The 23,194-nt window shown below is 71.4% G+C and carries 23 protein-coding genes and 1 tRNA gene; 7 read left to right on the top strand and 17 right to left on the bottom strand.

The features are described 5' to 3' along the window. Positions 1 to 32: 32 nt before the first annotated feature. Positions 33 to 506 carry a GNAT family N-acetyltransferase gene (locus AW273_RS34080; protein WP_062357522.1) on the bottom strand — a complete coding sequence of 158 codons (474 nt, stop codon included), beginning with the start codon at positions 504 to 506 and terminating at the stop codon, positions 33 to 35. A 26-nt stretch (positions 507 to 532) separates the two neighbouring features. On the opposite strand from AW273_RS34080, the gene AW273_RS34085 reads away from it, so the two are divergent. Beyond that, positions 533 to 1,051, top strand: coding sequence for a CGNR zinc finger domain-containing protein (locus tag AW273_RS34085; protein ID WP_062357524.1), 519 nt, complete (start codon positions 533 to 535; stop codon positions 1,049 to 1,051). A gap of 157 nt (positions 1,052 to 1,208) precedes the next feature. Here AW273_RS34085 and AW273_RS34090 read toward each other — a convergent pair whose 3' ends face one another. Both AW273_RS34090 and AW273_RS34095 read right to left on the bottom strand, forming a co-directional pair. Further along, positions 1,209 to 2,969 (bottom strand): ThuA domain-containing protein, encoded by a 1,761-nt coding sequence (locus AW273_RS34090; RefSeq protein ID WP_083950268.1) that lies wholly within the window; start codon positions 2,967 to 2,969, stop codon positions 1,209 to 1,211. Positions 2,970 to 3,049: 80 nt separating this feature from the next. Further along, a complete protein-coding gene (locus AW273_RS34095; RefSeq protein ID WP_062357526.1) occupies positions 3,050 to 5,869 on the bottom strand; it encodes a PQQ-dependent sugar dehydrogenase in 2,820 nt (939 codons plus the stop codon). A 391-nt stretch (positions 5,870 to 6,260) separates the two neighbouring features. On the opposite strand from AW273_RS34095, the gene AW273_RS34100 reads away from it, so the two are divergent. Then, on the top strand, positions 6,261 to 7,778 hold the full coding sequence (locus AW273_RS34100) for an arabinofuranosidase catalytic domain-containing protein (protein ID WP_062357528.1): 1,518 nt from the start codon (positions 6,261 to 6,263) through the stop codon (positions 7,776 to 7,778). Positions 7,779 to 7,824: 46 nt separating this feature from the next. On the opposite strand, the gene AW273_RS34105 is transcribed toward AW273_RS34100, so the two are convergent. The 10 genes from AW273_RS34105 to selA all read right to left on the bottom strand — a co-directional run bounded on the left by AW273_RS34105 (position 7,825) and on the right by selA (position 13,528). Next, positions 7,825 to 8,331: a hypothetical protein gene (locus AW273_RS34105; RefSeq protein ID WP_062357530.1), complete on the bottom strand. Its 507-nt coding sequence runs from the start codon at positions 8,329 to 8,331 to the stop codon at positions 7,825 to 7,827. Then, positions 8,328 to 8,828 carry a MauE/DoxX family redox-associated membrane protein gene (locus AW273_RS34110; RefSeq protein WP_062357533.1) on the bottom strand — a complete coding sequence of 167 codons (501 nt, stop codon included), beginning with the start codon at positions 8,826 to 8,828 and terminating at the stop codon, positions 8,328 to 8,330. Before AW273_RS34110 ends, AW273_RS34105 begins: the two co-directional genes overlap by 4 nt. Before the next feature lie 19 nt (positions 8,829 to 8,847). Then, a complete protein-coding gene (locus AW273_RS34115; RefSeq protein WP_062357536.1) occupies positions 8,848 to 9,390 on the bottom strand; it encodes a hypothetical protein in 543 nt (180 codons plus the stop codon). Positions 9,391 to 9,408: 18 nt separating this feature from the next. Then, a complete protein-coding gene (locus tag AW273_RS37650) occupies positions 9,409 to 9,561 on the bottom strand; it encodes a hypothetical protein (protein ID WP_157556443.1) in 153 nt (50 codons plus the stop codon). Further along, positions 9,558 to 10,055, bottom strand: coding sequence for a hypothetical protein (locus AW273_RS34120; protein ID WP_062357539.1), 498 nt, complete (start codon positions 10,053 to 10,055; stop codon positions 9,558 to 9,560). The genes AW273_RS37650 and AW273_RS34120 overlap by 4 nt, the downstream gene beginning before the upstream one ends. A gap of 7 nt (positions 10,056 to 10,062) precedes the next feature. Next, entirely contained in the window at positions 10,063 to 10,572 is a 510-nt protein-coding gene (locus AW273_RS34125) for a hypothetical protein (protein WP_062357541.1), read from the bottom strand. A 5-nt stretch (positions 10,573 to 10,577) separates the two neighbouring features. Beyond that, a complete protein-coding gene (locus tag AW273_RS34130; protein ID WP_157556445.1) occupies positions 10,578 to 11,255 on the bottom strand; it encodes a hypothetical protein in 678 nt (225 codons plus the stop codon). A gap of 60 nt (positions 11,256 to 11,315) precedes the next feature. Beyond that, entirely contained in the window at positions 11,316 to 12,065 is a 750-nt protein-coding gene (locus tag AW273_RS34135; RefSeq protein WP_062357543.1) for an AfsR/SARP family transcriptional regulator, read from the bottom strand. 28 nt (positions 12,066 to 12,093) lie between these two features. Continuing rightward, positions 12,094 to 12,187, bottom strand: a tRNA-Sec gene (locus tag AW273_RS34140). A 54-nt stretch (positions 12,188 to 12,241) separates the two neighbouring features. Continuing rightward, positions 12,242 to 13,528 carry an L-seryl-tRNA(Sec) selenium transferase gene (gene selA, locus AW273_RS34145; RefSeq protein WP_062357544.1) on the bottom strand — a complete coding sequence of 429 codons (1,287 nt, stop codon included), beginning with the start codon at positions 13,526 to 13,528 and terminating at the stop codon, positions 12,242 to 12,244. Between the two features lie 48 nt (positions 13,529 to 13,576). Between selA and selD the strand changes: the two genes are divergently transcribed. Further along, complete coding sequence (selD, locus tag AW273_RS34150; RefSeq protein WP_198168505.1) at positions 13,577 to 14,560, top strand: selenide, water dikinase SelD; 984 nt, start codon at positions 13,577 to 13,579, stop codon at positions 14,558 to 14,560. Here the strand turns inward: selD and AW273_RS34155 are convergent. Then, on the bottom strand, positions 14,553 to 15,266 hold the full coding sequence (locus AW273_RS34155; RefSeq protein ID WP_062357548.1) for a FadR/GntR family transcriptional regulator: 714 nt from the start codon (positions 15,264 to 15,266) through the stop codon (positions 14,553 to 14,555). The genes selD and AW273_RS34155 overlap by 8 nt on opposite strands. Before the next feature lie 214 nt (positions 15,267 to 15,480). Between AW273_RS34155 and AW273_RS34160 the strand changes: the two genes are divergently transcribed. Genes AW273_RS34160 through AW273_RS34170 form a run of 3 tightly spaced genes read left to right on the top strand, consistent with a single transcriptional unit; the run spans position 15,481 to position 19,116 of the window. Continuing rightward, entirely contained in the window at positions 15,481 to 16,548 is a 1,068-nt protein-coding gene (locus AW273_RS34160) for a sugar ABC transporter substrate-binding protein (RefSeq protein ID WP_062357551.1), read from the top strand. A 38-nt stretch (positions 16,549 to 16,586) separates the two neighbouring features. Beyond that, positions 16,587 to 18,089: a sugar ABC transporter ATP-binding protein gene (locus AW273_RS34165; RefSeq protein WP_198168506.1), complete on the top strand. Its 1,503-nt coding sequence runs from the start codon at positions 16,587 to 16,589 to the stop codon at positions 18,087 to 18,089. Further along, a complete protein-coding gene (locus AW273_RS34170; protein WP_062357556.1) occupies positions 18,082 to 19,116 on the top strand; it encodes an ABC transporter permease in 1,035 nt (344 codons plus the stop codon). Before AW273_RS34165 ends, AW273_RS34170 begins: the two co-directional genes overlap by 8 nt. 27 nt (positions 19,117 to 19,143) lie before the next feature. Here the strand turns inward: AW273_RS34170 and larE are convergent, their stop codons facing one another. The 3 genes from larE to AW273_RS34185 are packed head-to-tail and all read right to left on the bottom strand — an operon-like array spanning position 19,144 to position 21,958. Continuing rightward, positions 19,144 to 19,953: an ATP-dependent sacrificial sulfur transferase LarE gene (larE, locus tag AW273_RS34175; protein ID WP_062357558.1), complete on the bottom strand. Its 810-nt coding sequence runs from the start codon at positions 19,951 to 19,953 to the stop codon at positions 19,144 to 19,146. Continuing rightward, positions 19,946 to 20,656 (bottom strand): FadR/GntR family transcriptional regulator, encoded by a 711-nt coding sequence (locus AW273_RS34180; RefSeq protein ID WP_062357560.1) that lies wholly within the window; start codon positions 20,654 to 20,656, stop codon positions 19,946 to 19,948. Before AW273_RS34180 ends, larE begins: the two co-directional genes overlap by 8 nt. A 9-nt stretch (positions 20,657 to 20,665) precedes the next feature. Beyond that, the gene (locus AW273_RS34185) at positions 20,666 to 21,958 is read right to left on the bottom strand and encodes an enolase C-terminal domain-like protein (RefSeq protein ID WP_062357562.1); all 1,293 of its coding nucleotides are present in this window, start codon (positions 21,956 to 21,958) and stop codon (positions 20,666 to 20,668) included. A gap of 348 nt (positions 21,959 to 22,306) precedes the next feature. On the opposite strand from AW273_RS34185, the gene AW273_RS34190 reads away from it, so the two are divergent. Then, a partial coding sequence (locus AW273_RS34190) for a glycoside hydrolase family 95 protein (RefSeq protein ID WP_232327734.1) occupies positions 22,307 to 23,194 on the top strand: 888 nt, incomplete at its 3' end.

Consider the following 23,194-nt stretch of genomic DNA (forward strand, 5'->3'; position numbering starts at 1 on the left):
GGCCGTCGCCCGTTCGTCATCTCCGGCGGTGTTCACGGCGACGACGGTTTCCAGCACAACAAGGGGTCGGGGTGGTCGGCGAAGCCGAGGTCGCGGTAGAGGGGTTCGGCCTGCCGTGAGGCCGTCAGGTCGACGCGCACGGCGTCGCGTTCGCGGAACCAGCCGAGCAGTCCGAGCAGGATGGCCCGGCTGTGCCCGCGCCGCCGGTGGGCCGGGTCGGTGACCATGCCGATGACGTGGCCGATCCGCCCGTTGCGGGAGTGGGGGCCGGGGAACCACTGCTCGACGGTGCCGATGCCGCAGGCGGCCAGGCCGGTGTCGGCGTCCACGACCAGGATCCGGCAGTCGGGTTCGGCCAGCTTCCGGCCGAAAACCCGGGCGAGAGCGGCCCGCCAGTCGTCGGCGGGGTCGGCGGGAGAGAAGAACTCACCGCCGAGGTCGTCGAAGAGCAGCGCCCTCAGCCGGACGAGTTCGGGAATGTCATGCCTTGTTGCCGTTCGTACCATGACGTCCAGGCTGCTGTAATGAGCTGGTGCACCTCAACCCTTACGGCGCGGACGTGGTGAATTTCGCCGCGGGCCTGGCCAACCACCCTCCGGCCACCGCCGGGGAGCTCGCCGACCGCTGCCGCGCGGCCGGGCTGGTGCTGGAACTGCCCGTCGAGGCCGCCGACCTCGACCGCACCCGCGCCGTCGTCGACCAGTGGACGAGGGTCGTCGACGCCCCGACCGAGCGGGAGAAGGCAGACCTGGTCAACGACATGCTGGCCCGCTCGGCCGCCTATCCCCGCCTCACCGACCACGCCCGCGGATGGCACCTGCACTACCGCGACGACCGGCAGCCGCTCGGCGCCGTGCTGTTCGCGCTGATCTCCGTGGGCACGGCGATGCACCTGGTCAACCGGGGCATGGACCGGCTCGGCCGGTGCGCCGTGGAGGGCTGCGACCAGATCTTCGCCGACACCTCCCGCACCGCCCGCCGGCGCTACTGCTCCCAGCCGTGCGCCAACCGCGACGCGGTCCGCCGCCACCGCGCCCGCACCCTGGCGTGACCGGCGGCGCCGCTCAGGCTCGTTTCGCGTACCAGCGCCCGCTTGATCTCCGCGTCCGAGAGCGGCGAACCCGCCGGCACCAGAGTCATGAGACTGCACGAACCAGTGGAGCCGGTCGCCTCGGGCGGCCGGCTCCACTGTTTGCCTCACGGGTTGATCAGACGCGGGTCCACTTCTGGTTGCCGCCGCCGTGGCAGGTCCAGATGTGCAGCCGGGAGCCGTTGGCGGTGCCCGAGCCGACCACGTCCAGGCACTTGTTCGCGCCGATGGCGGTGATGCTGCCGTCGGAGTTGAAGCGCCACTTCTGGTTGTTCTGGCCGTTGCAGTCCCAGATGCTCACGGCGGTCCCGTTCGCGGTTCCGTTGCCGCTCACGTCCAGGCACTTGTTGCCGTAGACCCGCAGTTCGCTCGCGGCGGTGGAGGTCCATTGCTGGTTGGTGCGGCCGTTGCAGTCCCAGATCTGCACCACCGCGCCGTTGGCCTGCGAGGCGCCGCTGATGTCCAGGCACCGGCCCGACGCCACGCCCCGGATGGCGCTGGTCGTGCCGGTCGACGGGGACGGGGACGGGGAGGGCGACGGCGAGGGCGTCACGGTGGTCAGTTCCTTGATGCGGATGTTGCGGTACGCCACCACGTCGGGGGACCCGTGGTTCTGGATGCCGATGTACCCCTGCTGGAGCGAGCGGACCGGATCGGTGTTGGTGAAGTCGTTGATCTTGGTGCCGTTCAGGAACACCTGCAGCCGCTCGCCTTCCACCAGCAGCTCGTAGGTGTTCCACTGGCCCGGCGGGTTCAGGGCCGCGTCGCGGGCGGCGATGTCGGCCGCCTTGAAGCCGTAGATCGCGCCGGTCGTCTTGTCGGCGGTGTCGGTGGCGTCGATCTGCACCTCGTGCCCGGTGTTGAGCGCGGTCTGCGGGTCGCTGGTGGCGGGGAAGCCGACGATGACGCCGGAGTTGGAGTCGCCGTTCAGCCGCCAGTCGAGCTTGAGCGAGTACGAGCCGAACTGCTTGGTGCTGTACCACAACATGCCCATGCCGCCCGAGGAGGTCAGCGTGGCCTGGTTGTTGGAGAACGACCCGGGCCCGGCCTGCTGCCAGCCCGTCGTCGAGCCGTTGTACAGCGCGGTGTAGCCGGTCTCGGGGCGGCAGTCGGCGTGGGCCGCCTTGGCCGCGTACTTGATGCCGCCCAGCAGCAGCGTGCGGAAGTTGGAGTCGGAGTAGGACTCCTGGGTGTGCCCCAGGCCGGTGTAGAACGCGCGGCCGGCCTGCTGCGGGTGGCACCAGGTGATCGGGTGGTCGCCCATGCCGCCGCCGCTGTAGGTGCTCTCGTCCAGGTTCTGCAGGACGCGCACGTTCGGGCGGGGGTTGCTGCGGTAGCTGTACCACTCGTCGGTACGCGACCAGGTCGTCCCGAGGTGGGAGGTGGCGGGGTGGGCCCGGTCCTCGTTGCGGACGGTGGCCTGCTGGATCGCGGGGTGGCTGTTGAACCAGGCGCCCACGAGCTGCCCGTAGTAGGACCAGTTGTACTCGGTGTCGGCCGCCGCGTGGACGCCGACGTAACCGCCGCCGCCGTCCACGTAGGACTGGAAGGCCGACTGCTGGGTGTCGTTCAGCACGTCACCGGTCGTGCTGAGGAACACCACCGCCTTGTACTGGGAGAGGTTGGAGCTGTTGAAGGCGCTGGAGTCCTCGGTCGAGTCGACGGTGAAGTCGTTGGCCGCGCCGAGGTCGCGGATGGCCTGGGTTCCGACGGCGATCGAGTCGTGCCGGAAACCGGCCGTCTTGGAGAAGACCAGCACCTTGAAGGCGGCGGCCTGGGCGGGGACGGCCGGGATCACCGTCGCGGCGGCCGCGGTGGCCAGCGCCACCGCGGTCACCGCCAGGCGCCCGAGCGCGGCAGAGGTCAGATGTCGCAGCATGGGGTGTCCTTCCGTCGTGACGCCCGGCGCGGGTAGCGCCGGGCGTCACACCGATGGTTTTCGAGCTGGGGCGCAGGGCCTCAGACGCGGGTCCACTTCTGGTTGGACCCGCCGTTGCAGGTCCAGATGCGCGCCTTGGTGCCGTTGGCGGTGCCGTTCACCTCAAGGCACTTGTTGGCGCCCACGGCGGTCATGCTGCCGTCGGAGTTCAGGCGCCACTTCTGGTTGTTCTGGCCGTTGCAGTCCCAGATGAGGACCGCGGTGCCGTCGGCCGTGCCGGCGCCGCTCACGTCCAGGCACTTGTTGCCGTACACCCGCAGCTCGCTCGCGGCGTTGCTGGTCCACGACTGGTTGGTCTGGCCGTTGCAGTCCCAGATCTGGGCCAGCGCGCCGTTGGTCGTCGACGCGCCGTTGACGTCCAGGCACCGGTTGGATCCGGTGCCCCGCAGCGCGCCCGTCCAGCCGGTCGAGGGGGTGCCGGTGGCGAAGGTGAAGGAGTCCACGTCGAACAGGTAGCCCGACCCGGTCGCCCCGCGGAAGACGAGGTACAGCGTCGCGGCCCCGGACGGCGCGCCGCTGAGGGTCGCCGAGACGTTGGCGAAGGTCTCCCAGCTTCCGGTGGCGGCCACGGTGGCCGTGCCCAGCAGCGTGCCCGTGGCCGAGCCCGCCCGGACCTCGATCCGGCCGCCCACGCCCGCCGAGGAGACCCGCGCGGTGAAGGTCGTGGCGTTGCTCAGGTTGTACGGCTGGAAGGAGATCCAGTCGCCGTCGTCGACGAAGCCCACCGTCTTGCCGCCCTCGGCGACGGTCTTGTCGGCCGTCTGCACGCCCTGCTGGGCGCCGAAGTGCTCGGCCTGGCGGAGCCTCGGCTGGAGCGTCCGGGTGCTCGTCGAGGTCAGGCTGCCGTTGTCGGTGTAGGAGGCCGTGAAGACGCCGAAGATGTTCGCCGCCGAGTCGTGCTCACCGTCGACCGGCACCGCGATGGTGCCGCTGCACCCGGTCCTGGAGGTGATCTGGTGAGCGTGGCTGTCGTGGCCCAGGAAGTAGGTGACCGACACCCGCGAGCAGTCGATCGTGCCGTCCTCCGGGTCGCTGACCGAGACCTGGTAGGACACGGTGTCGCCGAAGGAGAAGAGCTGGCCGTCGCCGGGGGTGGTGAGCGTGACCGACGGGGCGGTGTTGCCGACCGTCACGTTGACGCTCGCGCTGCCGGTCAGGCCCTGCGGGTCGCGGACGGTGAGCGTCGCGGTGTAGGCGCCGTTGGCGGTGTAGGTCTTGCTCGGGTTGGCCGAGGTGGAGGTGGTGCCGTCGCCGAAGTTCCACGAGTACGTCAGCGCGCCGCCCTCGGGGTCGGAGCTGCCCGACGAGGAGAAGTTCACCGTCAGCGGGGCCGCCCCGGAGGTCTTGTCGGACGAGGCCCGCGCGATCGGGTTGCGGTTGGCCTGGCCGATGTACTCGACCCGGTAGAGGGCCTGGTTGTTGCTGCCGGTGCCGTAGTCGAGCACGTACAGCGCCCCGTCGGGGCCGAAGGCCATGTCCATCACCTGCGTGCCCGACCAGGGGAACGCGGAGATCTCGCCGTAGCCGCCGGAGGAGGTCACCTCGATGGCCTTGATCCAGCGGCGGCCGTACTCGCCGGCGAAGAAGCGGCCGTTGAGCGCCTGGGGGAACTTGACGCTGGAGTTCAGGTTCGCGTCGTACCGGTAGACCGGGCCGCCCATCGGCGACTCGGAGCCGGAGCCGAACTCGGGCGGCGAGCCGGCGTCACCGGCGTACCTGATCCACGCCGGCTTGGCCGCGGGGAGCGTGGTCAGGCCGGTGTTGCGGAAGGAGTTGTTGGTCGCCCCGCCGGAGCAGTTGTACTTGCTCCCGGTGCTGTTGCTGGCGAAGTTCCACTCGTTGTAGGTCTCGCTGGTGGAGTTGCTTCCCGTGCAGTACGGCCAGCCGTAGAAGCCGGGGCCGGTGACCCGGTTGAACTCCACCTGGCCGCTCGGGCCGCGGTTGGAGTTGGACGACCCGGCGTCGGGGCCGTAGTCGCCGAGGTAGACGACGCCGGTCGCCTTGTCGACGCTCATCCGGAACGGGTTGCGGAAGCCCATCGCGTAGATCTCGGGCCGGGTGTTCGCCGTCCCCGGCGCGAACATGTTGCCGCTGGGGATCGTGTAGGTGCCGTCGGCCTGGGGCTTGATCCGCAGGAGCTTGCCGCGCAGGTCGTTGCTGTTGGCCGCGGAGCGCTGGGCGTCGTACTGCGGGTTGCGGTTGGTGCGCTCGTCGAGCGGCGAGTAGCCGCTCGACTCGAACGGGTTGGTGTCGTCGCCGGTGGTCAGGTAGAGGTTCCCCTGGGCGTCGAAGTCGATGTCGCCGCCGACGTGACAACACTGGCCCCGGTCGTTGGCGACCCGCAGGACCACCTTCTCGCTGGAGGTGTTGAGGGTGTCGTCGGAGTTGAGGGTGAACCTGGACAGGTACAGTTCACCCTTCCACGCGTCGAACTGCGACTGGGTGCCGGTGGCGGGCGCGTCGCCGCTCGGGGTGCTCAGCCGGGGCGAGTAGTAGAGCCAGACGTACCGGTTGGTGGCGAAGCCGGGGTCGACCGCCACCCCCTGGAGGCCCTCCTCGTCGTGGGAGTAGACGTTGAGCCGGCCGGCCACCTTGGTGTTGCCGTTGACGTCGGTCACGCGGACCGTGCCGTCGCGGGCGGTGTGGATGACCGAGCGGTTCGGCATCACGGCCAGTGACATCGCCTCGCCCAGCTCGTTGCCGCCGGAGGCGAGCGGCACCTGCTGGTAGTCGGAGGGCGAGATGGTCAGCGCGTTCGCCGGGGAGGCGGTGAGCGCGACGACCGCCGGCGCGATGAGCGCCATCGTGGTCAGCATTCTGAGCCACGGACGTCGGGACATGCGGTGTTCCTTCCTGACAAAGGAGAAGTCAGGGCAAGGCGCGCGCCGCCACGCTGTTGCCGGGAGGGTCATGCTTCTCGTGCCCGGAGGTGTGCCGCCTCGGGAGCATCGCTACCTATTACGTTCAGACGGCCCCTGATCGTCAAGGGCTTAAGCCTGCTTATTTCTTCGACCATCCGACCGGGTGCCGATCCGGAAGTGTGGTCGATCCTCGGTGAGCTGCGAATATCACCTCAGCGGCCGGGATACGCGCCGGAAATCTGAATGAATCATTCAGGCGTGTCGCCCAGATGAGCCCGCACAAGCCATGGCCCATAGACCGAGTCAGTCATACTCTTACGGCGAATCGAATCGATTCGCTCTCGTTTCCCCCTCTCGAAGGAGCTCGACCATGCAGCGTCCGCCCATCCCCTTACCGGGCCGCCCCGCCCTCGTCGCGGCGGTCGTGGTGATGCTGACCGCCCTCCTGGCCACCACCCTGACGTGGTGGACCCCGGCCACCGCCGCGACCACCCCGCTGGTGGGCACCGCGTCCGGCAGATGCCTGGACGTCCCGGGGGCCTCCCAGGCCAACGGCGCGCAGACGCAGATCTGGGACTGCAACGGGCAGGCCAACCAGCAGTGGACCACCACCACCGCCGGTGAGCTGCGCGTGTACGGCGGCAAGTGCCTCGACGTGAACGGCGCGGGCACGGCCGACGGGACCGCGGTGATCATCTGGGACTGCAACGGCCAGAACAACCAGAAGTGGCGCCTGAACTCCGACGGCAGTGTCACCGCCCTCGGCGCGAACAAGTGCCTGGACGTGTCCGCCTACGGCACCGCCAACGGCACCAAGGTCCACATCTGGGCCTGCCACGGCGGCGCCAACCAGAAGTGGTCGACCGGCGCCCAGCCCAGCCCGTCGCCCACGCCCACCACGAGCCCCAGCCCGCCGCCGCCCGGCGCCCGGCCCTGTGACATCTACGGCGCGGGCGGCACGCCCTGTGTGGCCGCGCACAGCACGACCCGGGCGCTCTTCAACGCCTACGCCGGCAACCTTTACCAGGTCAGGCGCTCCTCCGACAACACCACCCGGAACATCGGCGTGCTGACCGCGGGCGGGGTCGCCAACGCCGCCGCGCAGGACTCGTTCTGCGCCGGCACCACGTGCGTCATCACGGTGCTCTACGACCAGTCGGGGCGGGGCAACGACCTGTGGTACCAGGGATCCAGCGTGGTCCCCGGCTCCCCGCAGAGCCGTCCGGCGGTCGCCACCACCGAGTCCCTCACGGTCGGCGGCAACAAGGCCTACTCGCTCTACATCAACCCCGGCAACAGCTACTGGCGGGACGGCCACCTGACCGGCGTCCCGACGGGCAGCGCGCCCGAGGGCATGTACATGGTCACCAGCGGCGTCCACGTCAACAACGGCTGCTGCTTCGACTACGGCAACAGCGAGACCACCAGGAAGGCCGACGCCGCCGGCGCCATGGACGCCATCAACTTCAGCACCCAGTGCTGGTTCGGCGGCTGCCAGGGGTCCGGCCCGTGGGTCCAGGCCGACCTGGAGTGGGGCCTGTTCCCCGGCGGCAGCCAGTCGTGGAACACCAACCAGCGGGCCTTCCCGCACAAGTTCGTGACCGCCACGCTGAAGAACAACGGCACGACCCGCTTCGCCATCAAGGGCAGCAACGCCCAGTCGGGCGGCCTCTACACGCTGTACGACGGCCCGCTCCCCAACGGCTACAGCCCGATGAAGAAGCAGGGGGCCATCATCCTGGGCAGCGGCGGCGACTGCTGCAAGCCCGACGGCGGCGCCAACCTCAGCGCCGGCACCTTCTACGAGGGGGCCATGGTCGCCGGCTATCCGACCGACGCCGTCGAGAACGCCGTCCAGGCCGAGGTGATCTCCGCCGGTTACCGCTGACGGAGCGTGCCCCGGGGGGTGGCCGCGTGACGGCCGCCCCCCGGGGTCACCCCGCCTTCGCCTGCTCACGGGCGGCCTCGCCGATCGCGGCGAGGTCGTCTCCCGAGCCGCTGACGACGACCAGATGGTCGTCGGTGAACACGGCGACGTCGGTCGTTCCGCCGCGCTCCACCACGTTGGCCGGGCCGGGCCGCGCCTCCACCTTCCCCGCCGAGGAGCACTCGGCGTAGAAGCGCTTGAAGGTCTGGACGACGTCCGTGCCGGACACCACGACCTCCGAGACCGACGCCCCGCCGGCCGACTCGAACACCCGGAACCGCACCCGGGCGTCGCCCGGGGCGATGCTCCGTCTCCCGCACGGCACCAGCGCCTCCTCCAGGTCGGCCCAGCGGGTGTCGCCGGTCGGGCCGTTCGTCCAGGGGCCGCCGGGCAGTTGCGACGCGTCGAGGAGCACCTGCGGCTCCGCCGGGCCGGCCGCGACCGGCCCGCCCTCCCCGGTGCAGCCGGACAACCCGGCCACCGCTACCGCGGCGACGAGCGCCCATCGGCTCATCTGATCCTCCTTCGAGGGGACGACGACGAAACGGACCACACCGACGCCGCGACGACCGCCAGCAGCGCCGCGAACCCGGCCAGGGCCAGATGCGGCAGCCGGACGGACAGGGACCCCGGGACGGGGACCACACCCGCCGCCATCGCGGCGCTCGCGGCGGCCCACACGGCGCCGACGCCCGCTTTCACCGGGGACACGGGGGTGACCGCGTCGAGGCAGCCGCACGGAACCCGGCCGCGCACCCCGAGCAGGACCAGGAGATACCCGGCCAGGGCGGTGTGCCACACCGCCGCCGCCGTCCAGGCGTACCGGCCGGGATCCCCCCAGACCCAGAACCCGATCGCCGCGCCGCCGACCACCGGTCCGGCCAGGGCGGCGGCGCGGATCACCCGGGAGGGCAGCAGGCCGTGGCCCCGGGTGACCTCGCCGGCCCCGAGGAAACCGGCCGCCACGAGGAGCAGCGCGCCGGCCAGGGCCACATCGCCGATCAGGATCATCGTTCACCACACCGATCGTTCACCACGCCAGCAGCAGGACCGTCAGCGTGGCCAGGAACCCGGCCGCGCACCACCGGCCCACCCAGGCGAGCCGCCCCAGCAGGTGGCGGTCCCACCCGGAGGGGTCGCCGCTCAGGGAGCGGGTGAGCGGCATCAGCACCCGGCCGAGGCCGAACCCGAGCCCGGCCAGCACGCCGGGGAGGAGGCCTCCGACGAGCACGACGGCGAGCACCAGGGTGTGCGGGAGCGCGGTCGGGGTGAACGTGCGCACGCCCGTGCCCATCTCGAAGCCGAACTGGAAGGGCCCCTCGAACCGGCTGCGCGCAATGATCTCCTGCGGCACCAGCCTGCGGTTCTGGATCAGCGCGAGTGGACGTCCGGCCAGCTCGAAGGCGAGCAGCACCGCCGCCACCGGGATCAGCGCCCAGGTGCGCACGGCCTCCGGCACCACCGAGACGAACCCGCCGAAGGCCCCCGCGACGGTGCCCGACACCAGCCCGCCCAGCACCAGCCCGGACGAGAAGGCCGTGAGTTGTCCCCGCCAGACCGGCGAGGTCAGCAAATCCGCTGAGTTGAGGCTTCAAACCGAGCCGGACAACGAGAACCCGGCGACCACGCCCATCAACGCCCAGGCGAGGAAGTCCAGCCTCCCGGGCCAGACCGCGCCGGCCGCGGCCACGAGCGCCGTCAGGGCGAAGAGGAACCCGGCCGTGCGGGTGGCGGGCAGGGTCACGGGTTGGCCCGCGAGCAGATGTAGAAGGTGCTGCCCGCGCCGTACACCACGAAGCGGCCGTCGGCACAGCGGTAGGGGGTGCTGCCGCTCGTCCAGCGCCAGGCGTTCTTCTTCGTGACCCCGCCCGCGCCGCACTCGACGATCGGCGTGTAGTAGGAGTAGGCGTTGCCGTCGGTGCGGAACCAGCCGTCGCTGCCGCAGTAGCTGCTGGAGTACGACCCGCCCACGCACACCCGCTGGGTGGTGCCGTCGCGGTAGCCGTCGAAGTCGGTGTAGCCGCTGTTCGAGCAGCCCGACCACTCCGTGCCCACGGTCGCCGAGGCGGTCCTGACGCGGGCGGGCGGCAGCGCGCCCACCACGTTCAGCGCCAGCGCGCCGCCGAGCACGCCGACCGACCTGACCATCGTGCGCCGCGACACGCGGGCCCGGACCGGCGGACGCGCCGCCACGTCCTCGTCCGCCGCCGGGACGTCGGACCAGTAGTCGCGGGTCATGTCGTTGTCACCTCACGTTCGACGATTCGGGCAGATCCACCCCGAGAAGCCGGTCGAGGTCCGGGTCGGACCCGACCGCGCGGCGCCACTCCTCTGTGCCGTCGGGGGCGTACTTCACGAGCGAGGGGGTCGCGCCGACCGCGACCGAACCGAGCAGCTCGGCGTCGACGACCGCCTCGACGTGGGGGGCCGGTCCGGCCCAGGCCGCGCCCGCCTCCCCCGCACTGAGCAGGACCAGCCGGCCCTTCACCCGGCCGGGCGGCATCCCGGCCAGATGGACGGCGCGGGCCCGGCAGCTCGGGCACTGCTCGGAGACCACGAGGACGAAGGTCGGCCGCCCGTCGGCGGAGGCGAAGCGGGTCACTCTCCGGACGGTGTCCGGACCGGGGGCGGCGGGCACGGCCAGCACCGCCTGCTGGAGCTCGCGGACGATCCTGAGCAGCGCGGAGATCGCGAACAGGGCGATCACCATGCCGAGGAAGCCGAACACGGCCAGCGAGTTGATCACGTTCTGCACGGCGGTCAGCTCAGCCCGCAGGTGAGGGCGTCGGCGACGGCCGCGAACCGGGGGTCGTCGGCGTCCCGCGCGGTGAGGATCGTGGTCGTCGAGGTGTTGACCAGGACGGCCGAGCGCAGGACCCGCCCGTCGTCGGCCCGCTCGTCGCGTTTCCACAACGCGCCGCCGCGCACCCGTTTGCCGGTGCCACCGGGCGTGGGCAGCGCTCCGGCCGGGTTGACCTGGATCGAGCAGACGCCCTCCAGGCTGTTGACCGCGAGCAGGCCGTCGAGGCGCACCCGCGCCCCGAGCCGGGGAGCCAGCACGACCCCGTCGGGGGCGTCGCGGACGTCGAAGGCGGCGAGCAACCCGATGAAGGCCTCGAACGGCACGTTCGTCCCCTGGACGAAGGTGTAGACCTCGTGGTGCGGCCCGATCCAGAGCATCGTGGTGCCGCCGTTCTCCGGGTCCTCGTGGGAGACCAGCCGGGCCCCGTGCCACGACACCTCGCGGACGGTGAACCGGTCGTACTCGCCGAGGTGGCGGGCGATGAGCTCACGCGCGCCGGCCGCGCCGGTGTGGAAACGCTGCGCGCCGCGGTCGCTCCGCGCCCAGAGCAGGTAGCTCCAGCCCATGGTGAAGGGCTGCGGGCTGCCGTCGACGGTGAGCGTACGGCCATCTGGTGTTCGCGCTAACATCGCCACGGCACCAGAGTGAGCGCTCCGCGTCCACGGCCGCCACACGACCGCCATACGGCCGCCACATCACAGGCCTGCGTCCTCCAGGAGGATGCGGTCGTGCAGGGCCGTCAGCGTGGTCGACGGCCCGACCCCGATGTGCTCGACCAGCGCCGCCCGGCAGTCGTGGTAGACCAGCAGCGCGTCGGCCCGGCGGCCGCTCTTGTGCAGGGCGAGCATCAGCCGGGCGCGCAGGTCCTCGCGCAGCGGAGCGCGGGCGACCGCCACCCGGAGCTGGTCGATGGCCTCCTCGTAGGCGCCCAAGCGGATGCACGCGCCGGCGAAGTCGCCGACCGCGGCCGTCCGGCGCTCGTCGAGCTGGGTGGCGGCGTTGCGCAGCGCGTCGGAGCTGTCGGCGAGGTCCTGGAGCGCCCCGCCGCGCCAGAGGGCGAGGCCGTCCCTGAGCAGGCGGGCCGCCGCGGCGTCGTCGCGCTCGGCCAGCGCGGTGGCCGCGGCCGACCGCGCGGCCTCGAACTCGGCCAGGTCGAGCCGGCCCTCGACGTCGGTCATCCGGTAGCCGCCGGGCTCGGTCCGGATCTCGACGCCGGAGCAGGCCAGCCCCTTGCGCAGGTCGGCGATGTAGGTCTGGAGGTTCCGCCGCGCCGACGGCGGTGCGCCGTCCCCCCACAGGACGGCGATGCAGCGCTCGGTCGGGACCGTGTGGGGCGAGTCGAGCAGCAGGAGGGCGAGGAGCTGGCGGTGCTTGATCCGGGTCAGGGCGAGCCGGCTGCCGTCCGGCCGCTGGATTTCGAAGTGCCCGAGCAGGAGAAATCTCATGGAACTCCAGCCGACTCTGGGGGGAGCAGCGGAGACGGACGGGAATCGAACCCGCCGCGCCGAGGTCCTCGGCGCCACCGGTTTTGAAGACCGGGAGGGCCACCAGGCACCTGCACGTCCCCAATGATAACGCTATCAAAGAAATGTTCTGGTGCCAGCCGAGGCGGTCGAGGCGATCACCTCCACGCGGCCACCACCGCGTGGAAGAGGTCGTCGTCGCGGTGCGGCGCGACCGCCCGCAGGTCGAGCAGGCAGCGCCCGCCCTCGACCCGGCCGACCACCGCCGGGTCGCCCGTCCGCAGCGGCCGGGCCAGCGCCTCGGGCACCGCCACCGCCGCGCTGGGCAGCACGACGCCGGGTGCTCCCCCGCCGCCGACGGCGGCCCCGGTGCCGAGCGCCTCGGCCGGCACGCCCGCCTCGGCCAGCCGGCGCGCCAGGTCGTCGGCGCGGCGGCGCACGACGGCCGGGTCGGCGGTCAGGGCCTCGCGGGCCGGGTTGGCCGCGTGGGTGAGCGTGGCCTCCACCGCCGCGAGCGTCAGCTTGTCCACCCGCAGTGCGCGGGCCAGCGGGTGGCGGCGCAGCCGCTCGACCACGTCGGCCCGCCCGAGCAGCAGGCCGCACTGCGGGCCGCCGAGCAGTTTGTCGCCGCTGGCCGTGACCAGGTCGGCGCCCGCGCGCAACCAGGTCGCGGCGTCGGGCTCGGCCGGCAGCAGCGGCTCGGGCGTCAGCAGTCCCGAGCCGATGTCGGCGACCAGCGGCACGCCCAGCCCGGTCAGTTCGGCGACGGACGGCGTGGCCGCGAACCCCTCGATCCGGTAGTTCGAGGGATGCACCTTGAGCACGAAACCGGTCGCGGGCCCGATCGCCCCGGCGTAGTCGGCCACCGAGGTGCGGTTGGTGGTGCCGACCTCGCGCAGGCGGGCCCCGGTGGAGGCCAGCAGGTCGGGCAGCCGGAAGCCGTCGCCGATCTCGACCAGTTCCCCCCGGCTGATCACGATCTCCCGGCCCTGGGCCAGCGTGGTCGCGGCCAGCACCAGCGCGGCGGCGTTGTTGTTGACCAGGTGGACCGCCTCCGCGTCCGGGACGGCCCGCGCGAGCGCGGCCAGCGCCGCGCGGCCGCGCCGGGCCCGGCGTCCGGTCTCCAGGTCGAACTCGACGTCGGTGGTCCCGCCGGCGTCCCGGACCGCGTCGAGGGCCGGGGCGGAGAGCGGGGCCCGGCCGAGGTTGGTGTGCAGGAGCACCCCGGTGGCGTTGATCACCTGACGGGGCCCGCCGCCCGGCAGCGACCGCACCACCTCGTCCGGCACGTCGGCGGGGCTGATCTCCCCGTCTCTCGCCCGTCGCTGGGCCGCCTGGACGGCTCCCTTGACCCGGCCCCGGCCCAGACGTTCGACGAACGGGGCGAGGCGGGGATCGTCCAGGAGCGCGTCGGTGCGGGGGATGTGGCGCCGCGGGTCGGTCACGACAGATCGGGATATACCAATCCGCCGATCCGCGCAATGATCCCGATCATGGTGAGACTGACCCAATACGCCCAGGGCGGCGGCTGCGCGTGCAAGATCCCGCCCGGCGAACTCGAAGACGTCCTGGCGGGTCTCGGCGTCACCCCCACGGACCCCGCCGGAGAACTGCTGGTCGGGCTGGAGACCGGAGACGACGCCGCCGTCGTCCGCGTCGAGGGCGGCACGGCGGTCGTCGGCACCGCCGACTTCTTCACCCCGGTGGTGGACGACCCCTACGACTGGGGCCGCATCGCCGCCGCCAACGCCCTGTCCGACGTGTACGCCATGGGCGCCCGCCCCCTCATGGCGCTCAACCTGCTCTGCTGGCCCCGGGAGACCCTCTCGTACGACCTGGCCCGCGAGGTCCTGCGCGGCGGCGCGGACGTGGCCGCCTCGGCCGGCTGCCACGTGGCGGGCGGCCACAGCGTCGTCGACGCCGAGCCGAAGTACGGCATGGCCGTCACCGGCCTCGCCGATCCCGCCGCCCTGATGCGCAACGACGCCGGCCGCGCCGGATTGCCGCTGTCGCTCACCAAGCCGCTCGGCCTCGGCGTGCTCAACAACCGCCACAAGGCGACGGGCGAGGTGTTCCCGGAGGCGGTCGCCGTCATGACGCGGCTCAACGCCGTCGCGAGCGAGGCCGCCGTCCGGGCCGGGGTGCGCTGCGCGACCGACGTGACCGGGTTCGGGCTGCTCGGTCACCTCTTCAAGCTGGCCAGGGCCTCGGGTGTGACGGCCGTGCTGGACAGCGGGAAGGTGCCCCTGCTGGAGGGGGCGCGGGAGGCCGTCAGGGACGGGTTCGTGCCCGGGGGCTCGCGCCGCAACCTCGACTGGGTGGCCGCCCACCTGTCGGGCGGGGCCGACGAGGAGACGATGCTGCTGCTGGCCGACGCGCAGACCTCCGGGGGGCTGCTGATCGCCGGGGAGGTGCCCGGCGCCCCGGTGATCGGCGAACTGGTGCCGCGCGGCGAGCACCCGATCGTGATCAGGTGACCCGCTCGCCCGGTTCGGGGGCGGCGGACCGCACCAGGTTCTCCCGCAACCAGGTCTCGGTCGTGCTCACGTGCATGAGCGCGGCCGCCTGGGCGAGCACCGCGTCGCCCCGCTCCAGCGCCCGGTAGATGGCGGCGTGCTCGGAGATCGTGCGGCCGGCCACGTTGCCTTCGAGCACGCCGCGCCAGACCCGGGCCCGGACGGTGCGGCTGGCTATCCCCACGAGCAGGGCGCACAACGCCCGGTTGCCGGTGGCCTCGAACACGGCGCGGTGGAAGGAGTCGTCGTGGTGGGTGAGCAGCTCGACGTCGCCCTGGGCGGCGACCATGGCGTCGAGGTGCTTCTGGAGCTCGGCGAGCTGGACCGGCGTGATGCGGGTGGCCGCCAGGCTGGTGGCCACCGGCTCGAACAACCTGCGCACCTCGGTGATCTCCAGGAGGTCGTCGCCCTGCATCATCTCGACCGCGACGCCGACGCCCTCCAGCAGCAGCGCGGGGTCGAGTGAGGTGACGTAGGTGCCGTCACCCCGCCGCACCTCCAGCACGCGGGTCGTGACCAGGGAGCGCACGGCCTCGCGGAGGAGGTTGCGGGACAGGCCCAGCGACGCGGCCAGGTCCTGCTCGGGAGGCAGCCGGGCCCCGGGAGGGAGCGTCCCATCCTTGATGAGCTGCCGGATGCGGACGATCGCCTGCTCGGTCAGAGACATAGGTGCATCCTGCCCCTCAATGCCCGCTCACCGGAAACCCGAGACAGACATGTGATGTTCAGAGAACACCTCCTAACGGCGTTCCGGCATAACCGCAGGTGATCGCGTTTATGTTCGACAGCTCTAGACACCGGCATGCTTTGGGTCATAGAAAGACATCCCATGTCCGGCGCTCAAAGCGGGCTTCACCGCAATGGCACCCGAAGGAGTGACGATGAGAATCAGACGCTTACCCGTCGCCGTGACGTTGTCAATGGCGGCCTGCCTGTTGACGGCGTGCGGCGGAGAGGAGACGCCGGCTCCGGCGGCCGGCGCCCCGGCGAAACCGGTGATCGGGGTCGACTACCCCCGGTCCGACACCGACTTCTGGAACTCCTACATCAGTTACGCGCCGAAGTTCGCCGGTGAGATCGGCGCCGACCTGAAGACCACCAACTCGCAGAACGACATCGCGAAGCTCACCGCGAACGTGCAGAGCCTGGTGAGCCAGGGCATCCGCGGGCTGGTCATGGCCCCGCAGGACACCGCGGCGGTGGCCCCCACGCTCCAGCAGCTCGAAGGCAAGAAGATCCCCGTCGTCCTGGTGGACACCCGGCCCGACACGGGCAACGCCTTCATGGTCGTGCGCGCCGACAACCGCGCCTACGGCGAGAAGGCCTGCCGCTACCTCGGCGAGAAGCTCAAGGGGGCCGGCAAGGTCGTCATGCTCCAGGGCGACCTGGCCTCCATCAACGGCCGCGACCGCACCGAGGCCTTCAACGAGTGCATGGCGCAGCACTACCCCGGCATCAAGGTCTTCGGCGAGGCCACGAACTGGGACGGCGCGGTCGCCTCGCAGAAGCTCTCGACGGTGCTCACCGCCAACCCCGACGTCAAGGGCGTCTACATGCAGTCGAGCTTCGCGCTGGCCGGCACCCTCCAGGTGCTCAAGCAGCGCGACCTGCTGGTGCCGCCGGACGACCCGAAGCACGTCTTCGTGGTCTCCAACGACGGCATCCCGCAGGAGCTCAAGGACATCGCGGCGGGCAACATCGACGCGACCGTGTCCCAGCCCGCCGACCTCTACGCCAAGTGGGCGCTGGAGTACACCAAGGCGGCGATCGAGGGCAAGACCTTCGCCCCCGGGAAGACCGACCACGACAGCACCATCATCGAGGTCCGGCCGGGCCTGCTCGAAGACCAGCTCTCCGCGCCGCTCGTCACGCTCGACGGCGGCACCTACGGCGGCATCCCCAGCGTGAAGCACGACGACAAGTCGCTCTGGGGCAACAACCTGAGCTGAGAGGCACGACGATGGGCGCTTCCACGAGCCCTTCCTCCGTGAACGGCCCCGTCGCCGAGGCGGAGCGCATCACCAAGAGATACGGCGAGACCGTGGCGCTGGACGGCGCCCACATCACGATCATGCCGGGCGAGACCCACGCCCTCGTCGGGCGCAACGGCGCGGGCAAGTCGACCCTGGTGTCCATCCTGACCGGCCTCCAGGACCCCGACGAGGGGGAGATCCGGTTCGCCGGGCGGCCCGCGCCGCGCCTGTCGGAGCGGAACGCCTGGCGGGAGCGGGTCGCCTGCGTCTACCAGAAGTCCACGATCATCCCCGAGCTGACCGTGGCCGAGAACCTCTACCTGAACCGCCACGACCACAACGGCCTGCGCCTGGTGAGCTGGAAGAGCATGTGGCGGAAGGCCGCCGACCTGCTGGAGGCCTGGTCGGTGGACGTGGACGTGCGCCTGCCGGCCAAGGAGCTCGGCGTGGAGCAGCGGCAGTTCGTCGAGATCGCGCGGGCGTTGTCCTTCGGCGCGCGGTTCATCATCCTCGACGAACCGACCGCGCAGCTCGACGGCGCGGCGATCTCCCGCCTCTTCGACCGGATGCGGGCCATGCGCGAACAGGGGGTCACCTTCCTGTTCATCAGCCACCACCTCCAGGAGATCTACGAGATCTGCGACACCGTCACGGTCTTCCGCGACGCCCGGCACATCCTCACCGCGCCGGTCATGGATCTGCCCCAGGGAGACCTGGTGGCGGCGATGACCGGGGAGGCGGCGGGCCTTCGGGAGAGGAAGGCCCGCCCCTCCGTCCCCCCGGACGCCGAGGTGATCCTGGACGCCCGCGGGCTGACCGACGGCGACGTCTACGCCGGCGTCGACCTGCGGGTGCGGGCGGGCGAGATCGTCGGGCTGGCCGGCCTCGGCGGCAGCGGGAAGACCGAGCTGGCCGAGACCATCGCGGGGCTCCGGGCGCCCCGCGAGGGCACGGTCGAGGTCGCCGGACGCCGTCCGCGCGCCGGGAGCGTGCCCGACTCGCTGGCGGCGGGGGTCGGGCTGGTCCCCCGCGACCGGCACCATCAGGGCCTCATCCCGTTGATGTCGATCGCCGACAACACGACGATGACCGTGCCGGAACGGCTCGGCGCCGCCGGGCTCGTGAGCGGCCGCCGCCGCGACGACCTCGCCCGCGAAATGATCACCAATCTGGCCATCAAGACCCCCGGCCCGGAGCTGCCCGTCAACGGCCTGTCCGGCGGCAACCAGCAGAAGGTGGTGATGGCCCGCGCCCTGGCGAGCGATCCCCGCCTGCTCGTGCTGATCACCCCGACGGCGGGCGTGGACGTCCGGTCGAAGGAGTTCCTGCTCGGCAAGGTCGAGGAGATCGCCGGGAAGGGCACCGGCGTCGTGATCGCCTCCGACGAACTGGACGATCTGCGGCTCTGCGACCGGGTGCTGGTGATGTTCCACGGCCGGGTCACCACCGAACTGGCCGCCGGCTGGCACGACCACGAGATGGTGGCGGCCATGGAAGGAGTCGACCTCGATGCCTGAGACCACCGCCGCCCCGGCGGAGACCGGCCGGCCCGCGCGGAAGGGGCCGGGGAGGTCGCCGGGCGGGCTGCGCCTGGCCCGGTTGCGGGACTTCGCGCTCGTCCCGGCGATCATCGCGATCGCGATCGTCGGGCAGATCGTGCACCCGATCTTCCTGCAGGCCGACAACCTGATCAACATCCTGCAGACCATGTCGGAGATCTCGCTGCTCGTCCTGGCCCAGGCGCTCGTGCTCATCGTGGGCAAGATGGACCTGTCGCTGGAGTCGACCTTCGGCCTGGCGCCCGGCGTGGCCGCCTGGCTGACGGTCGCGGTGGGGACCGGCTCGGGGCTCGGGCTGCTGTCCGGCTTCTGGGCGATCCCCATCACCCTGGCGGTCGGGGTGCTGGTCGGGGTGGTGAACGCGCTGTTCATCGTCCGCTTCGGGCTCAACGGGTTCATCGTCACCCTGGGCATGCTCATCGTGCTGCGGGGGCTGCTCACCGGCATCTCCGGCGGGCAGACCTTCTTCAACCTGCCGGAGTCGATGACCTATCTGGGGTCGGCGATGTGGCTGGGCGTGCCCGCCTCGATCTGGATCTGCCTGCTGCTGTTCGCGGCCGGCGTCCTGGTCATGGGCTTCACCGGGTTCGGCCGTTCGCTGTACGCCATCGGCGGCAATGTCGACGCCGCCAAGGCCGCGGGCATCCGCACCGACCGGGTGCTCTGGATCACCCTGATCGCCGCCAGCGTGCTGGCGGCGATCGGCGGCCTGCTGCTGACCGGGCGGCTGGCCTCCGTCGCCGCCGCACAGGGCGACGGGGCGATCTTCACGGTGTTCGCCGCCGCCGTCATCGGCGGGGTCAGCCTCAACGGCGGCAAGGGCACGGTGTTCGGCGCGTTCACCGGCATCCTGCTGCTCTACATGATCCAGAACGTGCTCACCCTGGCCGGCGTGCCGGCGCAGTGGATCGAGGCGCTCAACGGGGCGATCATCCTCACCGCCCTGGCCCTGTCGCGGCTCACCGGCGGCAAGACACAGGAATGACGCCCTCGTGATCTCGTGTCCGGGCGCCTACGACGGCAGCAGAGGGAGCAGCGCGTTGAGGCGTCCGGACGCGAAGCCGGACAGGTCCAGCGAGCAGAAGGTGAAGCCCGCACCCCGCACGGCGGCGTCGACGCGGTCGCGCAGTTCGCCAGCGCGGGCGATCTGGTCGTGCGGGACCTCGATCCGGGCGAGCGTGCCGCCCGCGTGGGCGCGCACCCGGCACACCGGGAAGCCGAGGTCGCGCAGCGCCGCCTCGGCGGCCTCGATCCTGGCCAGCACCTCGGGCGTGACGGGATCGCCGTAGCTCACCCGCGAGGCCAGGCAGGGCGCGGCGGGCTTGGCGGCGGTCACCAGGCCGAGCTCCCGGCTGGCCGCGCGCACGTCGGCCTTGGTCAGCCCGGCGTCGACCAGCGGGGTGATGACCCCGCGCTCGGCCGCTGCACGCTGGCCGGGCCGGTGGTCGCCCAGGTCGTCGAGGTTGGTGCCCAGCGCGACGGCCGCGCCCATGGCCGCCGCCAGCGGGGTGAGCGCGTCGAACAGCGCCGACTTGCAGTGGTAGCAGCGGTCACGCCCGTTGGCGGTGTATTCCGGCCGCTCGATCTCGTCGGTGCACACCTCGACGTGGGCCAGGCCGTGCTCACGCGCGAACGCCCGCGCGGCCGCGCGCTCGGACGCGGCCAGGCTCGGGGAGACCGCGGTGACCGCCAGGGCGCGCACGCCCAGCGCCCGGTCTGCCACGAAGGCGAGCAGGGCCGAGTCGGCGCCGCCGGAGTAGGCGACGACGACCGCCTCCTCGCCGCGCAGCCGGGCCGCCAACCGTTCGACGGGGTCACTCATCGTTGTCCTCTCTGAAGTCACGCGGGCCGGTCAGGCTCTCTTCGACGCCCAGCACGTGCATCGCGGCGTGGATGCGGGCCCGCTCGGGATCGCGCGCGAGCAGCGCCAGGTAGACGGCGCGGTGCTCCCCGAGTGTGCGCTGCACGGCCTCCGGGTCGGTCATGCCGCGCCAGATCCTGGCCCGGACCGTGCGGCCGGACATGTTCTGGATGACGGCGGCCAGCACCGTGTTGCCGCAGTGGGAGGTGATCAGGGCGTGGAAGTCCTGGTCGAGGGCGACGAGCTTGCCGTGGTCGATCTCGGGGCCCGACGCGAGGCGTTCGGACTCCTCCAGCAGGTTGCCCAGGGCGACGAGGTCGTCGTCGGGGATGCGGACGGCCGCCAGGGCCGTCGCCTCCGCCTCCAGGATCCGCCGTACGTGCAGGAACTCCCCGGCGCCCGCGTGCTGGTGGATGTCGGCGACGAAGCTCATGCCGTCGAGCAGCAGCGCCGGGGAGAGGCTGGTGACGTAGGTGCCGTCGCCCTGCCGGGTCTGCAGGACCCGCATGGCGATCAACGCGCGCACGGCCTCGCGCAGGGTGTTGCGGGCGATGCCGAGCTGGTCGGCGAGCTCCTTCTCGATCGGGAGTTTCTGGCCCGGTCGCAGCTCGCCGTCGACGATCATCTGCTTGATGGTGTCGATCGCGCTCTCGATGACTCCCACGCCACATCCCTACCGCTGTGCCCACTTCGGTCCATCAGGGTAGCGGTAGGCCTCGACGGAGTCCGGCCGCATCTGGGCGCTGTAGCCCGGCGCCGCGGGGAGGCGGTAGCGTCCCCCGTCCACCCGGACCGGGTCGGTGAAGTGCTCGTGCAGGTGGTCGACGTACTCCAGCACGCGTCCTTCCAGGCTGCCGCTCACGCAGACGTAGTCGATCACCGACAGGTGCTGGACGATCTCGCACAGGCCGACGCCCCCGGCGTGCGGGCACACCGGCACGCCGAACTTGGCGGCCATGAGCAGGATGGGGATGATCTCGTTGACCGAGGCCAGGCGGCAGGAGTCGATCTGGCAGAAGTCGATCGCCTCCGCCTGGAGGAGCTGCTTGAACATCACCCTGTTGTGGCAGTGCTCCCCGGTGGCCACGCCGACGGGGGCGATCGCCTTGCGGATGGCGGCGTGGCCCAGGACGTCGTCGGGGCTGGTCGGTTCCTCGATCCACAGCGGCTCGAAGGCGGCCAGCCGGTTCACCCAGGAGATGGCGTCCGGCACGTCCCACACCTGGTTGGCGTCGATCATGAGGTGGCGGTCGCCGAGCTCCTCCCGCGCGATGGCCAGCCGCCGCACGTCGTCGTCGAGGTCCGCGCCGACCTTGAGCTTGACGTGCGTCCAGCCGTCGGCCACCGCCTCCCTGACCAGCCGCCGCAGCTTGCCGTCGTCGTAGCCCAGCCAGCCGGGCGAGGTGGTGTAGGCGGGGTAGCCGCGCTCGGCCAGTTCGGCGACCCGCTCCTCGCGGGTGGGGTGCAGCCGCGCGAGCATCTCGACGGCCTCGGCGGGGGTGAGCACGTCGGACAGGTAGCGGAAGTCGCACGCCGCCACGATCTCCTCCGGCGACATGTCGGCCACCAGACGCCACAACGGCTTGCCGGCCCGGCGGGCGGCCAGGTCCCAGGCGGCGTTCAGCACGGCGGCCGCGGCGAGGTGCACCACGCCCTTCTCCGGCCCCAGCCAGCGCATCTGGCTGTCGGCCATGATCTCCCGGTAGAGGCCGCCCAGGTCGGCGGCGAGCTCGTCCACGTCGCGGCCGGCCAGCCGGGTCCCGATCTGACGGGCGGCGGCCACGCACAGGTCGTTGCCGCGTCCGATCGTGAAGGTCAGGCCGTATCCCGTCAGGTCGTCGTCGGTGCCGAGGACCACGTACGCGGCGGAGTAGTCGCCGTCGGGGTTCATCGCGTCCGAGCCGTCGAGGGTGGCGGAGGTGGGGAACCTGACGTCGATCACGTCCACTGAGGTGATCGTCGGCATAATGATCTCCAATTGATCGGATGAATGCTGGTGGGACGGCAGGCCTCAACCCACCTGAGGTCAACAAACTAGCCGATTGGTCGTTTTTCGTCTTCACTTAACCCGATGAATCTGGCCACCTCTGCGCGGACGAGCGCACAACGGCCGATCCGGCACGGTGATCCGCCTGGACGATCACCTCTGAGACCAATCAATCCCATGTCTCACCAAGATCATGTGATGAAAGAGGGCAAATGTCGGCCCTCACAACGACTATTGACCCCATTAATCCCATGTTTGTAACCTGACGGTCACATTGCCTCGCGTGTGGCAGGCCCACCCGGACCCCAGGGAACGGAGAACCGAGAGATGTCTGACTTATCCCGCAGGCAGGTGCTGCAGTTCGGCGCCGCCGGCGCCGGAGCCGCGATCCTGCCCCTGCAGTGGACGGCGGTCGCCAGGGCCGCCGCCGCCCCGCCCGCCGAGGCGGGTGACATGGCCCTGTGGTACGACGAGAGCGCCGGCACCGACTGGTTGCGCGCCCTGCCGATCGGCAACGGCCGCCTGGGCGCGATGGTCTACGGCAACGTCGACGTGGAGCGGTTGCAGCTCAACGAGGACACCGTCTGGGCGGGCGGCCCCTACGACCAGAGCAACACCCGGGGTGCGGGCGCGCTCAGCCAGATCCGGCAGCTCGTGTTCCAGAACCAGTGGAGCCAGGCCCAGAGCCTCATCGACCAGAACATGCTGGGCAGTCCCGCGGGCCAGCTCGCCTACCAGACCGTCGGCAATCTGCGGCTCACGTTCGGCAGCGCCAGCGGGGTCTCGGAGTACAACCGCTACCTCGACCTGACCACGGCGACCACCGTGACCACCTATGCCCAGAACGGCGTCCGCTATCGGCGCGAGATCCTGGCCAGCGCGCCCGACCAGGTCATCGCGATCAGGCTGACCGCCGACCGGGCGGCCTCGATCAGCTTCTCGGCGACCTTCGACAGCCCGCAGCGGGTCACCCGCTCCAGCCCCGACGGCACCAGCGTCGCGCTGGACGGCGTCTCGGGGGACTTCGAGGGCATCACGGGACAGGTCCGTTTCCTCGCCCTGGCCAGGGTGGTGGCCGACGGCGGGACCGTGAGCAGCTCCGGCGGCACGGTGCAGGTCCGTTCGGCCAACAGCGTGACCGTGCTGGTCTCCATCGGATCCAGCTACAAGAACTACCGCGACGTCACCGGCGACTACCAGGGCATCGCCCGCGGA

Origin of the sequence: Herbidospora yilanensis (genome assembly GCF_001570565.1) — a bacterium.
Taxonomy (GTDB): Bacteria; Actinomycetota; Actinomycetes; order Streptosporangiales; family Streptosporangiaceae; genus Herbidospora; species Herbidospora yilanensis.

Coding starts and splice junctions, on each gene's coding strand:
- AW273_RS34155 (WP_062357548.1), bottom strand. CDS start 15,266: ATGTCTCTGACCGAGCAGGCGATCGTCCGCATCCGGCAGCTCATCAAG.
- AW273_RS34100 (WP_062357528.1), top strand. CDS start 6,261: ATGCAGCGTCCGCCCATCCCCTTACCGGGCCGCCCCGCCCTCGTCGCG.
- AW273_RS34080 (WP_062357522.1), bottom strand. CDS start 506: ATGGTACGAACGGCAACAAGGCATGACATTCCCGAACTCGTCCGGCTG.
- AW273_RS34110 (WP_062357533.1), bottom strand. CDS start 8,828: ATGATCCTGATCGGCGATGTGGCCCTGGCCGGCGCGCTGCTCCTCGTG.
- selD (WP_198168505.1), top strand. CDS start 13,577: ATGGTGAGACTGACCCAATACGCCCAGGGCGGCGGCTGCGCGTGCAAG.
- AW273_RS34185 (WP_062357562.1), bottom strand. CDS start 21,958: ATGCCGACGATCACCTCAGTGGACGTGATCGACGTCAGGTTCCCCACC.
- larE (WP_062357558.1), bottom strand. CDS start 19,953: ATGAGTGACCCCGTCGAACGGTTGGCGGCCCGGCTGCGCGGCGAGGAG.
- AW273_RS34105 (WP_062357530.1), bottom strand. CDS start 8,331: ATGAGCCGATGGGCGCTCGTCGCCGCGGTAGCGGTGGCCGGGTTGTCC.
- AW273_RS34095 (WP_062357526.1), bottom strand. CDS start 5,869: ATGTCCCGACGTCCGTGGCTCAGAATGCTGACCACGATGGCGCTCATC.
- AW273_RS34160 (WP_062357551.1), top strand. CDS start 15,481: ATGAGAATCAGACGCTTACCCGTCGCCGTGACGTTGTCAATGGCGGCC.
- AW273_RS34170 (WP_062357556.1), top strand. CDS start 18,082: ATGCCTGAGACCACCGCCGCCCCGGCGGAGACCGGCCGGCCCGCGCGG.
- AW273_RS34120 (WP_062357539.1), bottom strand. CDS start 10,055: ATGACCCGCGACTACTGGTCCGACGTCCCGGCGGCGGACGAGGACGTG.
- AW273_RS34135 (WP_062357543.1), bottom strand. CDS start 12,065: ATGAGATTTCTCCTGCTCGGGCACTTCGAAATCCAGCGGCCGGACGGC.
- AW273_RS34090 (WP_083950268.1), bottom strand. CDS start 2,969: ATGCTGCGACATCTGACCTCTGCCGCGCTCGGGCGCCTGGCGGTGACC.